Genomic DNA, 14,410 nt, shown 5'->3' on the forward strand with positions numbered 1-14,410 from the left:
CGGCATGTCAGCCGACTCTATTAATACCAATGCTCCCAGTTGTCTTTGTAGCACTCATGCTTCTTTTTATGGCAAGTGCATTTTTTTATCTTCTTCAGTTCGTCCAGAATTTCTTTTAGAAGATCTTTGATATCTTGATGCTTGTCTTTTTTACAGTCATCATGTTTGTAGGATTCAGATTGTTTTTTATACATACGCTGTTTCACCACCTTTTCAACCATTGGAAGAATATTCACCATGTTTGCCATGGCCCCTAAGTTTCCAAGTGAACCTAGTGCATCAAGAGAACTCTTTCCTTCCGAACCTAACAGTCCTTTAAGATGATCCTCATTCAGTAATGAACTTAACTTATCTTTTGCCGTTTCCAGATCCAGTTTACTTGCATCTTCTTTTGTGTATTGGTTGATTAAATCCATAAGTCCTTCTAGTGGATTATTTTTTTCACTCATCTATTTCCCCTCCATCTTTTTGCAAATTTCAATGTAATGGCATTCCTTGAAGACCCGTCTCCAAGGAATGATCAATCTTTAAATCTTAGCTAATTGCACTAACGGCAAGTAGAACCAAAATGGCGATTCCAACAATCAATGCTGCTAGAGGGTTAATTGCAAGTAGTACTAGAAAAGCTACAATTAACAGAACTAATAGCAAGCTGTAAAAATCAAATTCGTCATGAGAATGACCGGCACCCATCCATAATCACCTCACTTATTCAGTACTTGTAAATCACCTTACATGACTATCTTATGTATGTATTGCTAGTTTCGAATGATATAAACGTCTATTTGCTAGTAAAAAGGGCTATTTAATCCATAAAAAAAAATGCTAGACCTGGAAGCAGGTCTAGCATTTCCCCGTTAATATTTCTACTATTTTTGCCTTTATACTAATTCACGATTCCAATGGCGATGTTCCGCGATGGCTGCGGTGAACTCCTTGGCAAATGACTTCATGTCTTCCCCGGTTACAACCCCTGAACCCTTCACACCTGCTTCTTCCAGCCAGTGTAAACCTTCATGGGTGGCACCGATCGGTTTAAAGTGAGAATACGCTTCTTTTACAAAGTAGGTGGTATCTTGTGAGAATTTCTTATCTACGTTTTCTCCACCTACTACGTATAGGCTGTCGAATAAGACCGATTCTCCCGTTAAGAATGTATGGTCCACTTCAAGCTCTGTACCGTCATCACCTTTGCGCGTCCCCAGCTTGTCACTTATGATTTCAGGCAGAATTCCTTCTTCTTCAAGAGCAGAGAGAACACGGTTTACTTCTTCTCCTTTGAAGCCATTTCCAACGATGACACCCACTTTACGGGTAGCCGGCTTCTTTTTCGTATTTTCCTGACTTAATGCCGGGGATGATTTCGTTACCTTCGATCCTTCTCCTTCAGGTACTTCTATATTGATCGCTTCTGCAAAACCTTTTGCCAGGTCCATACTGACGTTTGCAAACATATCGACGATCTGCTTCTGAACCGATTTGCTTTTCACTTTCCCCAGTTCAAAACTGAAGGCTTGAATGATATGCTCCTTCTCAGGTTTACTCATGCTGTTCCAGAATAGTGTCGCCTGTGAGAAGTGATCCTTGAAGCTTTCACTTCTTGTACGTACTTTCCTGCCTTCCATCTTTTCCTGATAGTGTGTGTACCCGCCTTCTTCCTTCGAAGCAGGAGCCGGTGTATTATGGGCCAGTGAATTGTTATGATAGCTCACCTGCCCTTTATTAATTGTATGGCGGCCATATCCATCACGTTGGTTATTGTGGAAAGGGCACACAGGTCTATTAATCGGAAGCTCGTGGAAGTTCGGTCCTCCAAGACGAATCAATTGTGTATCTGTATAAGAGAATAAGCGTCCCTGCAACAACGGATCATTGGAGAAATCGATTCCAGGCACCACAGATCCAGGATGGAATGCCGCCTGCTCCGTTTCGGCAAACACATTGTCCACATTGCGGTTCAAGGTCATTTTCCCGACGATCTTCACAGGGATTTCCTCTTCAGGCCATAACTTCGTAGGATCAAGGACATCAAAGTCAAAGTTAAACTCATCTTCTTCTTTTATGAGCTGAACACCCAGCTCATACTCCGGATAGTCCCCTCCCTCGATGGATTCGTATAGATCACGGCGGTGGAAATCAGGGTCTTTCCCGTTAATCTTCTGTGCTTCATCCCAAACCAGTGAGTGTGTTCCGAGTACCGGTTTCCAGTGAAATTTCACAAAATGAGCTTTGCCTTCTTCGTTCACAAGGCGGAATGTATGAACACCGAAGCCTTCCATCATACGGAAGCTGCGGGGAATCGCCCGATCGGACATGGCCCACATCACCATATGAGCGGATTCCTGATTGTTCGCGATAAAGTCCCAGAATGTGTCGTGGGCAGAAGCAGCCTGAGGCATTTCATTATGTGGTTCAGGTTTAAGGGCATGAACTAGATCCGGGAATTTGATTGCATCCTGAATGAAGAATACGGGAATATTGTTCCCTACCAAATCATAATTCCCTTCTTCTGTATAAAATTTAGTGGCAAATCCCCGTGCATCGCGCACAGCCTCCGCAGAGCCCCTGGATCCCGCCACTGTGGAAAAGCGTACGAATACAGGTGTCTTCGTCGACGTGTCCTGAAGAAATTTAGCCCTTGTATATTCTTTCATAGAGTCATAGAGTTCGAACTCTCCATGTGCCGCAAATCCGCGTGCATGAACAATCCGTTCAGGGATGCGTTCATGGTCGAAGTGGGTCATCTTCTCACGGAAGTGGAAATCCTCCATTAAAGTAGGTCCACGCTCTCCGGCTTTCAGTGAAAACTCATCCTCTGATACCTTCAGCCCTTGATTAGTTGTAAGATGCTTTCCTTCGTCATCCACTCTATACTGTTCAAGCTGTTCATCTTTACTTTCACCATTCACCTTCGTACGACGATCGTCTCCCATTCTTTCATCCCTCTCATGTTTATTAATGTTTACTATGTAAAACATTCTGGTAATCTAGTACCCTTGATGAGTTGTTCTAAACATTTATTGGAAAGTTCGCGATCCATGATTTTTAAAATTTTTCCATTTCTCTCTTTACTGCGTAACATTGTTCTGTTAAACTAAATCTACAGTAACGTAACAATGTTTTGTTGCGAAAAGAGGTGAACCCTCATGGAAACAGATCTTATTTCTAAAAAGGAAGTACTGGAACTGACCGGAATATCCTACGGACAGCTTTACCGTTGGAAACGAAAGAATATCATCCCTGAAGGCTGGTTCATCAAGAAATCCAGCTACACCGGTCAGGAGACGTTCTTTCCAAGGGAAAAGATGCTTGCACGGATCGATACAATCAAAGAAATGAAAGATGATTACTCCCTGGATGAGCTCTCGGATTTCTTTTCACCCAATCCCGCAAGGATCGAAGTCAGTGAAAAAGAGCTATCGTCCCACAACATCCTTTCAGATCACACCATGGCTTTTTGTACATCGCTATTACCAGTAAAGAACGCTTACGAATTCAAGGATATCTTAAATATGATGATTATCGAAAAGTGCCACAGGTTAGAAATCCCTAAAGAAGCTCAGCAAACCCTTTATCTTTTTCTTCATGAAAAGTTTACACCACTGAAAGAATCTTCCCTTGAACTGATCGGTATCCAAAAAGGTGAGGCGCATATGTGGATGCTCCTGCCCCTCCCTTCAGATTTCCTGGTCGACCATACGGCTCAAGTCGTGGCGAGATTCGATTTACAACAAATGACGGAAGAATTGAAAATCACGTTAACGAATACGAAGGGGATCTGACGTCCCTTTAATTGGAGGAGAAATGCATGAATACAGTGGAAAAGAAAAAGCTTCATGACTTGAAGATCAGCGGGTCCGGAACATCCGGCGGCGGCCAATTTGATGAAGTAAAGATCAGTGGAAGCGGAAAAATCGCAGGTGATATTGACTGCCATGAAATGAGAATATCGGGTTCAGGCACCGTTGCAGGTGATGTAAGAGCAGGCTTGATCAAAACAAGCGGCTCTTCCTCCATCGAAGGAGATACGAAAGCCGAAACGATTACAACAAGCGGGAGTTCCAAATATGAAGGGTCCGTGATGGCATCCGAAATGACGATAAGTGGATCCAGTAAGGTGAACCGGGATCTTATCGTCGAAAAATTCAAGGTGAGCGGATCATGCAAGGTAGGCGGAAAAATCCAGGGCGGATTGATCAGAGCGAGCGGATCTTTAACGGTTGGAGAGGATTGTGAAGTCGAAACCTTCTCATCTTCAGGATCTGTGCACATCGATGGATTGCTGAACGCCGACAACGTCCAGATTGAAATCAACCATGAATCTTCCATTAAAGAAATTGGAGGCGAAAAAATTTCAGTGACTCACCACCATTCAAGCAAACTAATCAAACAGGTAGTAAACTTCTTTCTGCAAAAGGAAGATTACTTATCTTCTGAACTAATTGAAGGTGACGAAGTCTATCTTGAAAATACGAAGGCGAAACTCGTTCGCGGAAAACACGTCGTGATCAGGGAGAATTGTGAAATCGATGCGGTTGAATACTCCGGCACCCTCGATGTACACAAGGACAGCTCCATCAGAAACAAAGTGAAAATCTGATATAACAGTGACAGGGAACGGCGCGACCCTCCCTGTTTTTCCGATTATCCCCACACTGTTTACATCCCCTTAATCCCCACATAATTGAAATTTCATATTTTTATTCTGAATGTTCTGCTATATTAATAGGTATATAGTACAATCCTGCGAGGATATTGGAGGGCTTTATGGAACGTTTGACGGATCATCTCATCATCATCTCTTTCGATTGTTTATCTGCCTTGGACTTTCCCATCCTAAAAGAACTTCCCCACTTCAAGGAGCTGCTTGCACATGGATCTTACTGCAAAGGGGTTGAAACCATCTATCCTTCTGTCACGTATCCCTGTCACGCAACGATTGTAACCGGAAAGTACCCTAATCGTCATGGTGTGGTGAATAACACACTCCTCCAGCCTGGGAGGGAGTCACCGGACTGGCATTGGCACCGGAATTCCATCAAGAGTACTACCCTCTATGATGAGGCCAGGAAGGCGGGGATGACCACGGCGGCCCTCCTTTGGCCGGTGACAGCTAAAGCGGATATAGATTACAATATGCCGGAAATCTTCGCCAATCGACCTTGGCATAATCAAATCCTCGTTTCACTTTTGAATGGCAGTCCCCTCTTCCAACTGCAGATGAATCGTCTTTTTGGCCATATGCGCAAGGGTCTGAATCAACCTGAACTGGATGATTTCGTCCTTGAAGCGACGATTGAAACAATCAAAAGGAAACCAGACTTATTGCTTGTGCACTTTACGGACCTTGATACCAATCGGCATTACCACGGTTTTTCTTCTGAAGAAGCACATGCTGCCCTCCGCCGCCATGATGACAGATTAGGAAGAATCATAGGAGCATTAAGGGAAAACGGAATGTATGATAAGTCGACGATTGTGGCCATAGGTGATCATAGTGCCCTCGATGAATCGAAGGCCGTCCAACTCAACATCCTTCTTAAGGAAAATGGATTCATCACTGTAAACCGCCGCGGGAAGGTGACTGACTGGAAAGCCTATTGCAAAGGGTGTGATGGTTCTGCCTATGTATACACAAAGGATCCCGTTTCGACTCAAGAAGTGAAGTTGCTTTTGGAACGGTTACAACCAGACCCTTCAAAAGGAATCGAATCCGTACTCACAGGAGAAGAAGCTGCCGGGAAAGGGGCCGATGAACACTGTGCGTTTATGCTCGAGGCCCGACTCGGCTATTATTTCAAAGATGCACTGGATGGATCCTTTATTCATACGATCACTCCGGAAGATGTGAAGGATAAGCGTTATACGTACGGCTCCCACGGCTATTCTCCGGAAAAGGAGAACTACTCCACGATCTTCATGGCGGCGGGAAAAGGAATTCGTCCTCACCTCGAGATTCCTTCCATGGGTCTCATTGATGAAGGACCGACATTTGCTAGATTGCTCGGACTCACCTTAGAAGATATTGACGGAAAAACGATTGAAGAAGTATTGGATATCTAAAGAAGATTCTGTTTCCTTAGGGGGAAAAACCATGAAACGTTTTTCAAAAGAAGAAAGTAGCTGGATTTTTTATGATTGGGCCAATTCAGCGTATTCCATCATCATATCTACCGCCGTCTTTCCGCTCTTCTATAAAGCGGCCGCTACAAATGCAGGTGTCAGTGCCGCTAATTCAACGGCCTATTTGGGATACACCATTGCCATTGCGACCTTCATCCTGGCCATGATCGGTCCCATACTTGGTACCATCGCCGATTATGAGGGATATAAGAAGAAGTTCTTTACCTTCTTTTTTGCACTGGGTGTGACATTCACCCTCCTCCTCGCTTTCGTCCCGAGTGATCAATGGCTGCTCCTTTTAGTCTTTTATACAGTTGCAGCAGTCGGCTCAGCCGGTTCGAACGTCTTCTATGATGCCTTTCTGACCGATGTTACGACGGAAGAACGAATGAACCGTGTATCGTCCCGGGGATTCGGATTAGGGTATATCGGAAGCACAATCCCGTTCATCTTAAGCATCGCCATTATCATCTTATCCCAGAATGGGACCCTTCCCATCTCCGTCACCGTCGCCAGTAAGATTGCCTTTGTGATTACCGCTTTATGGTGGGGTCTCTTCTCTATACCGCTATTAAAGAATGTACATCAGCGCTACTTCATCCAACGGGAAAAAAGCCCGGTCGCGAACAGCTTCAAACGTCTTGGCAAAACGATGAAAGAAGTCAGGAAATACCGTGCCCTATTTCTATTCCTGCTTGCTTACTTCTTTTATATTGACGGGGTCGGCACCATCATTACGATGTCCACGGCGTACGGATCGGATCTTGGGATCACCTCCACCAACCTTTTGATCATTCTATTTGTGACCCAGGTGGTGGCTGGACCTTTTGCGATCCTATACGGAAGACTCGCCGAACGATTTACGGGGAAAAAGATGCTGTATGTGGGAATCTCCGTGTATATCATCGTTTGCATATACGCCTATTTCTTAGAGACAACCATGGACTTCTGGATCCTCGCCATGCTCGTCGCTTCCTCCCAAGGAGGCATCCAGGCACTGAGCAGGGCTTATTTTGCAAAGCTGATACCGAAGAAAAATGCCAACGAATTCTTTGGATTTTACAATATTTTCGGTAAGTTTGCATCGATTCTCGGTCCCTTATTAGTTGCAGTCACCGCGCAAATGACCGGTGCGTCCAACAGTGGTGTCTTCAGTCTGGTCATCCTCTTTATCATCGGGATCGTGATACTTGCTTTTGTACCAGAACCGACAGAGGCTGACGTAGAGAAGTCAGCAATCGTATAAAGAAGAAAGAGCCTGAACGCTTATGTTCTGGCTCTTTCTTAAGCATTTCATTAGAAACTATGTGCTGCATCTTTCGCACGGCCAATCGCATCTTCCTTGATCTCCTGTGCTTTATCCGGCATCGCCGCATGTCCCTCTACAAATACACCCTCAAAGGAAGGTACACCGAAAAATTGCATGATAAGATTTAAATAACGATGCCCCATTTCCATGCTTGCTGCCGGTCCTTCAGAGTAAATACCGCCCCGGGCCTGGATATGTATCGCTTTCTTGTCCGTCAATAATCCAACCGGCCCCTGTTCCGTATACTTGAATGATTTCCCTGCCACTGCCACGGAATCGATATATGCTTTCATCACCGGTGGAAATGAAAAATTCCAGAAAGGAGTAACAAATACGTATTTATCAGCCCCGATAAACTGATCGGATAGTTCATTCAAGCGGTTTACCTTCTTCTGCTCTTCCATGGAAAGCTCCTCAAACCCTTTACCTGATTGAAGCTTTCCCCATCCGCTGAAAACATCCGCATCGATATGAGGAATATGCTCCCGGTATAAATCGAGGTGAATCACCTCATCATCCCCGTTCACTTCCTTATACGTATCCATAAAAGCTTTCGCGACCGCCATGCTGTACGATTGGGTATCGTCATGGGGATGCGCGGTGATATATAATACTTTTGCCATACATCATCCATCCTTTCTTCTATTAACTCACAATCGTATTTTGTGAAGATATGGATGGAATTATCCTTTTTTAAACGGTGTAAAAAAGAAATGCTGCCCTTTAGGACAGCACTCGATGCTTACTCTTCTTCACCTGGTACTTCAAACGGGTTTCCACCGATATTTTTTCTCATTTCGTCTGTTAGTTCAAATGGAGTGTTTTCTTGTGTTTCCCCTGCTGCGAAATGGTGACTGCCATCAAAGTGAAATGGTTTACCTTCCAATGCGGACACCTCCGTTTTACTGTAGTATGACCATTATGTACAGGTCCATTCTGTTCTCCAAGAAACAAACCTTTTACCCAGTAGTATTTACTTATTATAATATGCTTTACTTCCAGAATATATCCTTTTTTCCCATTTTATATTGATATTTTTTATTTTCTAATACAACGACCTGTTCAGGGGATGTTGTTGCCACACGCTTTGTTTCCTCCACGAGATGTTGAATGAGGCCATGACATTGCTTCGCCCCTTTCACAAGGAGGGGCACGCCGATCCAATCGATCCCCAGTTCCCTCGAGAAGAACCCTCCCGCTGTCATCGTTGGCGGGACGGTTGGCGAAGTATTGGAAATGATGATCTTTTCCTTTTGTCCATATCGATTCAGCAAAATGCCACTTAAATCTGTTAAGGCAGGTACCACATACTTGGAATTCCTTCGTGCAATCGTATAAACTGGGTTATCTTTTTCGTCCATTCCGTGATAAAAAATATGTCCCGTGTCTTTTTTCGTAAGCTGGTTGAAATAAGGAACCGAAAGGATCTCCTTCTTCGTTAACTCCCCCGGTTTCAATAATTGCAAGTGATAAGCTGCAGCCAAGGACGTGGTATGAGTACCACCGAAATCGTTGTAAATATAAATCATCTGATCACCTAAAAGAGATTCGTTTTCTTCAGTATGAACGGTTGGGGCGGAGAGTATCCCTTTTCATTTTAATTCAATAAAAAAAACCTGCTCCCAAGAATGGGAAAGCAGGAATTCACTGTTGAATTAACCACCCGCAGGAGCGGGACCGGCTGCAGGTGCTGCTGTACGCTGACCAAGTTCCTGGTCCAGTACCAATAGAGCGGCGGGATTATCTCCGGCAAGTTTTAACCGATCAACAATCGTTAGCGCCTGAGCTTCTTCATCAATCTGTTCTCTCAGAAATTCCTGAATGATGACAGCAGTCTGTTGATCAATTTGTGCAGCAAAATTGTACGCTTGTTGATAGGAGTTTGTAACGAATTGCTCATGCTCCAGCACTTTTTGAAACGTTTGAAGAGGGGTGCCATACTCTTTCGGTTGGGCAGGAAGCTGCTGAATATCCACCATTCCCCCCCTGTCTGTCACATAGTCGATAAGCTTCAACATATGTGTGCGCTCCTCATCCGACTGTAGTCTCAGCCAACTTGCCATCCCTGTATAATTCTGATTCGCCATATAGGCAGACATGGCAAGATAAAGGGTAGTCGACACATGCTCGATTCCGATTAAATTATTCACCAGCTTTTGAATTTGCTCATTAAGCATTCCGTTCCTCCTCAAAATGTATTGACCATTTTATTTTATTGAAGGAACCTTAAAATTATGATGGATAAAAAAACAGAACCATCTATACTTGATGTTTCCGTTTTCCATCCAGGAAACGTTTTTGTTTTCTTTTAACCACAAATTCTTCCAGGGTTCCTGAACCACATACGACTCCAAGGACGATGAACACCAGTCCGACCAGGTGAAAGATTGTCACGGTTTCACCAAGAAAAATCGCCGCTCCCAGAAGTGAGAAAAAGGTATTAAGGTTCAGGAAAATCGATGTTTCTGCAGCCCCTATTTTTCCAATCGAATGATTGTAGATCATATGTCCAACTGCTGTCGCCAATATGGCTGAGGCAAAAAACAACACCCAGATTGAGACCGGCGCATCACCTAATTGTTTCAGTCCTCCCGGCTCAGTAATCAGGCTGATGACAAACAGGACGACAGAACCGAACACAAGCATGTATCCCGTCAATAAACGGGGATCCAACGTCTTCGCGGCACGGCTTATGATGATGAAGCTCAATGCCTGAGAAAAAATGGAGATAAAAATGAACAGATCCCCCACCTTCAGTCCACCGATTCCTTCCCCTCCCGACAATACAATGATCGTCACACCGACACTGCCTGAAAGAAACCCGATGATTTTAATCACGGTCGGCCGGTTCCTGAGGATGATCGTCGCCATTAGAGCCGTTAATAATGGCCCTGTTCCAAGAATCAGTCCACCGTTTGTAGACGACGTTCCCGTTAACCCGACGGATAAGAAATAATGGTGACTGACTACATTTAACAGACCACCGGTAATGATGAACAGGAATTCCTTTGCTGTCGGCTTCCTGATTTTTCCCATAAGACCGAGGAGAATAAATACTGTGACACCTGCTGTAAAAATGCGAAGCGAGGTGATCGTGACAGGTGTAAATTCGCTTACAAGCGTTTTTAACGCCGGTACATTAAAGCCCCATATGAGCATGATGAACACAAGGATGATATACGTTTGCCATTTTTTCAATGCTTCGGAGCCTTCTTTCTATGTCGGATATTTCATCCAATCATAGCACCTGAAAGCAATTCCGACTAGAGATAGAAATTCTTTTTAGGAAACGAAAAGAACGGTTTAGAAAGCGCCAAAGATAGACCCAGATATTCTCCCCGACCCAAGACTATGCTATAGTATAGGTCGAAAGGGGTTTTTAAATATGACAAATCAGGAAATGCCACCAAAAACATGTACCATCGAGCGTTTAGTCACAAATGCGGAAGACGTTGAAAAAGTGCTTCAAGGAACGAAAACGGCAACCCGCCGAAATGGAAGATACGCAGATGTCGGGGAAATCATGGAGCTTCAAGGAAAGAAATACATAGTGAACAGCGTCTATTCCCAGTCATTAGGCGAACTGACAGACGATCACGCAAAGCAAGAAGGATATCAATCAGTGGAGGATTATAAAAATGCCATCCTCTCCTTTCATCCAGGAATGCCGTGGCACCCCGGCATGAAAGTATGGGTCCACGAATTTAGTTTAGTGACAGAATAGAGCACTTCACATGGAGCAACTGCTATATAAAACATTGATCTATCTTCATGTCATAAGTGTCGTGGCTTCCATCGGGCCATTTTTCTTACTTCTCGTGACGATGAAAAAATTACGGACCGCGTCTCCGGCCATCCTGCCTTCGTACCTGGATACATTCCGCTACACCGTGCAGCTTTCCAAGCATTCAGGACACGTCCTTGTGGGAACGGGGATTCTCCTCGTTCTTCTTGGACCATGGACATGGACGACACCGTGGATCATCATGACCCTCGTCATCATGTTCTGCTCTCTCTTCTTTTTGGCACGGGCATTTTCGCCGACTCTGCGGAAATTCGGAGAGGTAGATGCGGATAGGGAAAAGCTTGTTGGAAAGTTACATCGGACCGTTTGGACTTATCTCATTCTCCTGTTGGCCATGCTGTGGTTTATGGTGGTGAAACCGGGGATGTGGATGTAAAGTACGTGTACCAGGTACAATCGGGATTGATTGTACCTGGTACACGCTTTTTTATATGATTCGGGTTCTCGGGCTTACTCATTCCCTTTATTACCCTTCGAATCCAATACCTTCATAAAGTAGGCCGTCGGAAGTAACAGTCCGATCGCCGCTTCAAGCAGCGCGAAGAATCTGAGATGCCCCGTCGGGATATAATCCCCGTAACCGACAGCCAGGATCGTCACCCCGCTATAGTAGAGGTAGTTAAGGAATGTGTGCTCCACCGGCTTCCCACTCGGCGAGCTTACCCTGAGCATCGGATTGCCAAATGACAGGGCATAATAGACTACAGCAAATGCCATCATGATACTGAAAAGTACAAAGAACAGCTTTAAAAAAAGCGCTGTGCTGAAATAGCTGTACTTAAAATGCTTATCCTTAAAGAAATAAATTAAGTTGACCAAAATAAATAGAATGGCTCCTAAGGTAACGATGGTTGCCAAAACGTGTGAATCCTCCTCTAGTAAATGTGGTATGTTTCATTTACCACGTTCGGTTGGTTTAAAACTCATGACTTCAAATTCTTATCCGTATCCTTACCCTTATCCCTATCCACAACCTTACCCCCAATCATAATGAAAACGAAAATCCCCGATTCCATTCAGGAGTCGGGGATTCCTTGGTGATAGCACATTAGCTGAATATGCATTAATGTCACATTCTCTCTATTAACCATGAAATTCCTCCCATGGAATAGAGTTAACGGCCAACGTGAATGCTGGAAGTTTTTCTATTAAAAAAATGTGGTATAATAGATTAGTTAGCAAATTATTCATAGATTCGTATACACAAGGAGGAAGCAATATGGATTTCTTATTTCCACTTGGACTTGCCATCTCTACCGGTGCAATCATTGCCCTTTTAAAAATCATAGCCATCGATATCATTTTATCTGGAGATAATGCGATTGTCATTGCAATGGCAACGAGGAGATTACCCAAAGACCTTCAGAACAAAGCCATTTTCTGGGGCACGGCGGGTGCCGTCATCCTGCGTATTTTCTTTGCTGCCATCATCGTCTATTTACTTCAGATTCCTTATGTGCATCTCATAGGAGGAGTCCTGTTACTATGGATTGCCTACCAGGTGCTCGTTGAAGATGAAGAGGAAGCCAATATCAAGTCACACACCGGACTTAGACAGGCCATTATGACCATCATTATCGCAGATGCTGCCATGAGTCTTGATAATGTCGTTGCTGTTGCAGGTGCCGCTCATGGACATATCGGTATGATCGCCCTCGGCGTCTTCATTTCGATCCCGATCATGATATTCGGCTCGAAAGCCATTGTGAAAATCCTTGAAAGATTCCGCTGGATCGCTTACCTTGGGGCTGGGATCCTAGCCTACACAGCAGGGGAAATGATCGTGTCGGATGAGAAGTTCCTGGATCTGATCAACCTTCATCACGGAACCATTACCACCATCATCACAATCGGCTTAATGATTCTGGTCCTGCTCTTAGGCTACCTTGCCAACAAGCGTACCAAATCAAACAGCCAAAGAAAAAACGTCGAACAATACCACGCATAACAAACCCCAAGATGCTTACCTCGGTAAGCATCTTTCTTTGTGAGGGACGGACCTCACTTTCAAGCACTGAAACCTTGTTAAATAAGGAATAACCCCTGTGAAAAGAAGGTCCGTCCCTCTATTTCATCATCTGCTTCACCAGCTCTTTATTCCTTTTTTTGAATACTTCGTTATGGGATGATACCATGGCGAATTCATTTGCGTCGGGTTGAATGAATTGCTTGGCTTTGTTGACCGCGTTTGCTGCATCTTGAAATGCACCTGCTATCAGGTTCACTTTTCCTTCATGTTTCAGGATATCTCCTGCTGCATATAGCCCTTCTAGTGATGATTCGCTCGTAGTCGTGCCTGCAATATAATATTGATCGATCATCTCGATTTCGAGTGAACTATTCTTAAGTAAGGATGTATCGATTTCATATCCATGATTGATGATTACTTCATCGATCGACAGATAGAATACTTCATTTGTTTGGTGATTGATTAACTGTACCTTTTCAATTGAATCATGGTCGGATCCCGCAATTAGCTTAGAAATGGACGTGTTCAACAGGCAAGTGGCTGTACTGTTCATGAGCTGTGCACATTGTGCTTCGTGTCCTTTGAGGGCATCCTTGCGATAGGCAATGTAGACCTTCTCAGCCACCGGCTCCAGTTCATTGGCCCAGTCAATTGCGGAATTCCCTCCACCTGAAATGATGACGGTCTTTCCTTTGAATCGTTTCAAGGATTTCACAGTGTAGTTTAAATTGGAAACTTCAAAACGTTCTGCCCCTTCGATGTCAAGCTTTTGCGGATTGATGATCCCGCTTCCCACAGCGACGATGACCGTTTTTGAGTAATGTTTTTCACCGGAAGAGCCTTCCAGAATAAAGATTCCCTCTTCGTTACGTGTAATCGTTTCAACTTTTTCATTCAGAATGACAGTCGGATCGAATGTCAATCCCTGTTGAACAAGTTGCTCGATCAGTTTTGCTCCCGGAACTGGTATAAGCCCCCCTACATCCCAGATCATCTTCTCAGGATATACATGTATCTTTCCGCCTAAACTTGGCTGAAATTCAATGATCTTTGTTTTCATTTCTCTAAGACCGCTATAAAAGGCTGAGTAAAGGCCAGCCGGCCCTCCCCCGATGACCGTCACATCGAATAGTTCTTTCTCCATTTCCGCTCACTCCTTGAGTAACCAAACTATAATTGATTATCATTCTCAATTACATCCTAT

At 44.2% G+C, this 14,410-nt stretch carries 16 protein-coding genes; 7 read left to right on the forward strand and 9 right to left on the reverse strand.

Annotation, left to right across the window (positions count from 1 at the left end; genetic code table 11):
* Positions 1-20: 20 nt before the first annotated feature.
* Together ACSQ2E_RS16795 and ACSQ2E_RS16800 are read right to left on the reverse strand one after the other, a co-directional pair.
* Positions 21-449 carry a hypothetical protein gene (locus ACSQ2E_RS16795; RefSeq protein WP_435992347.1) on the reverse strand — a complete coding sequence of 143 codons (429 nt, stop codon included), beginning with the start codon at positions 447-449 and terminating at the stop codon, positions 21-23.
* Between the two features lie 432 nt (positions 450-881).
* Positions 882-2,933, reverse strand: a complete 2,052-nt coding sequence (locus ACSQ2E_RS16800) for a catalase (RefSeq protein ID WP_435992349.1) — start codon at positions 2,931-2,933, stop codon at positions 882-884.
* Between the two features lie 213 nt (positions 2,934-3,146).
* Between ACSQ2E_RS16800 and ACSQ2E_RS16805 the strand changes: the two genes are divergently transcribed.
* From ACSQ2E_RS16805 to ACSQ2E_RS16820, 4 genes are all read left to right on the forward strand, one after another.
* A complete protein-coding gene (locus ACSQ2E_RS16805; protein ID WP_435992351.1) occupies positions 3,147-3,782 on the forward strand; it encodes a DUF4004 family protein in 636 nt (211 codons plus the stop codon).
* Positions 3,783-3,808: 26 nt separating this feature from the next.
* On the forward strand, positions 3,809-4,600 hold the full coding sequence (locus tag ACSQ2E_RS16810; RefSeq protein WP_435992353.1) for a polymer-forming cytoskeletal protein: 792 nt from the start codon (positions 3,809-3,811) through the stop codon (positions 4,598-4,600).
* A gap of 167 nt (positions 4,601-4,767) precedes the next feature.
* Positions 4,768-6,063, forward strand: coding sequence for an ectonucleotide pyrophosphatase/phosphodiesterase (locus ACSQ2E_RS16815; RefSeq protein WP_435992355.1), 1,296 nt, complete (start codon positions 4,768-4,770; stop codon positions 6,061-6,063).
* 31 nt (positions 6,064-6,094) lie between these two features.
* Positions 6,095-7,369, forward strand: a complete 1,275-nt coding sequence (locus tag ACSQ2E_RS16820) for an MFS transporter (RefSeq protein WP_435992357.1) — start codon at positions 6,095-6,097, stop codon at positions 7,367-7,369.
* A gap of 50 nt (positions 7,370-7,419) precedes the next feature.
* On the opposite strand, the gene ACSQ2E_RS16825 is transcribed toward ACSQ2E_RS16820, so the two are convergent.
* The 5 genes from ACSQ2E_RS16825 to ACSQ2E_RS16845 all read right to left on the reverse strand — a co-directional run bounded on the left by ACSQ2E_RS16825 (position 7,420) and on the right by ACSQ2E_RS16845 (position 10,630).
* Positions 7,420-8,055, reverse strand: coding sequence for an FMN-dependent NADH-azoreductase (locus ACSQ2E_RS16825; protein ID WP_435992359.1), 636 nt, complete (start codon positions 8,053-8,055; stop codon positions 7,420-7,422).
* Positions 8,056-8,174: 119 nt separating this feature from the next.
* On the reverse strand, positions 8,175-8,318 hold the full coding sequence (locus tag ACSQ2E_RS16830; RefSeq protein WP_179886594.1) for a hypothetical protein: 144 nt from the start codon (positions 8,316-8,318) through the stop codon (positions 8,175-8,177).
* A 106-nt stretch (positions 8,319-8,424) separates the two neighbouring features.
* The gene (locus ACSQ2E_RS16835; protein WP_435992361.1) at positions 8,425-8,961 is read right to left on the reverse strand and encodes a DUF3189 family protein; all 537 of its coding nucleotides are present in this window, start codon (positions 8,959-8,961) and stop codon (positions 8,425-8,427) included.
* Positions 8,962-9,087: 126 nt separating this feature from the next.
* On the reverse strand, positions 9,088-9,609 hold the full coding sequence (locus ACSQ2E_RS16840) for a ferritin (protein WP_435992363.1): 522 nt from the start codon (positions 9,607-9,609) through the stop codon (positions 9,088-9,090).
* A gap of 82 nt (positions 9,610-9,691) precedes the next feature.
* Entirely contained in the window at positions 9,692-10,630 is a 939-nt protein-coding gene (locus tag ACSQ2E_RS16845) for a DMT family transporter (RefSeq protein ID WP_435992365.1), read from the reverse strand.
* 187 nt (positions 10,631-10,817) lie between these two features.
* On the opposite strand from ACSQ2E_RS16845, the gene ACSQ2E_RS16850 reads away from it, so the two are divergent.
* Positions 10,818-11,156, forward strand: coding sequence for an ASCH domain-containing protein (locus tag ACSQ2E_RS16850; RefSeq protein ID WP_435992367.1), 339 nt, complete (start codon positions 10,818-10,820; stop codon positions 11,154-11,156).
* Between the two features lie 19 nt (positions 11,157-11,175).
* Entirely contained in the window at positions 11,176-11,613 is a 438-nt protein-coding gene (locus tag ACSQ2E_RS16855) for a hypothetical protein (RefSeq protein WP_435994605.1), read from the forward strand.
* 74 nt (positions 11,614-11,687) lie between these two features.
* On the opposite strand, the gene ACSQ2E_RS16860 is transcribed toward ACSQ2E_RS16855, so the two are convergent.
* A complete protein-coding gene (locus ACSQ2E_RS16860) occupies positions 11,688-12,095 on the reverse strand; it encodes a potassium channel family protein (protein WP_435992370.1) in 408 nt (135 codons plus the stop codon).
* A 361-nt stretch (positions 12,096-12,456) separates the two neighbouring features.
* Here ACSQ2E_RS16860 and ACSQ2E_RS16865 point away from each other — a divergent pair, with 361 nt between their 5' ends.
* The gene (locus tag ACSQ2E_RS16865) at positions 12,457-13,185 is read left to right on the forward strand and encodes a TerC family protein (protein WP_435992372.1); all 729 of its coding nucleotides are present in this window, start codon (positions 12,457-12,459) and stop codon (positions 13,183-13,185) included.
* A 118-nt stretch (positions 13,186-13,303) separates the two neighbouring features.
* Here ACSQ2E_RS16865 and ACSQ2E_RS16870 read toward each other — a convergent pair whose 3' ends face one another.
* Entirely contained in the window at positions 13,304-14,350 is a 1,047-nt protein-coding gene (locus ACSQ2E_RS16870; protein WP_435992374.1) for an NAD(P)/FAD-dependent oxidoreductase, read from the reverse strand.
* Between the last annotated feature and the right edge of the window lie 60 nt (positions 14,351-14,410).

It is taken from the genome of Rossellomorea sp. LjRoot5 (genome assembly GCF_964253455.1).
In the GTDB taxonomy this organism is placed as follows: domain Bacteria; phylum Bacillota; class Bacilli; order Bacillales; family Bacillaceae_B; genus Rossellomorea.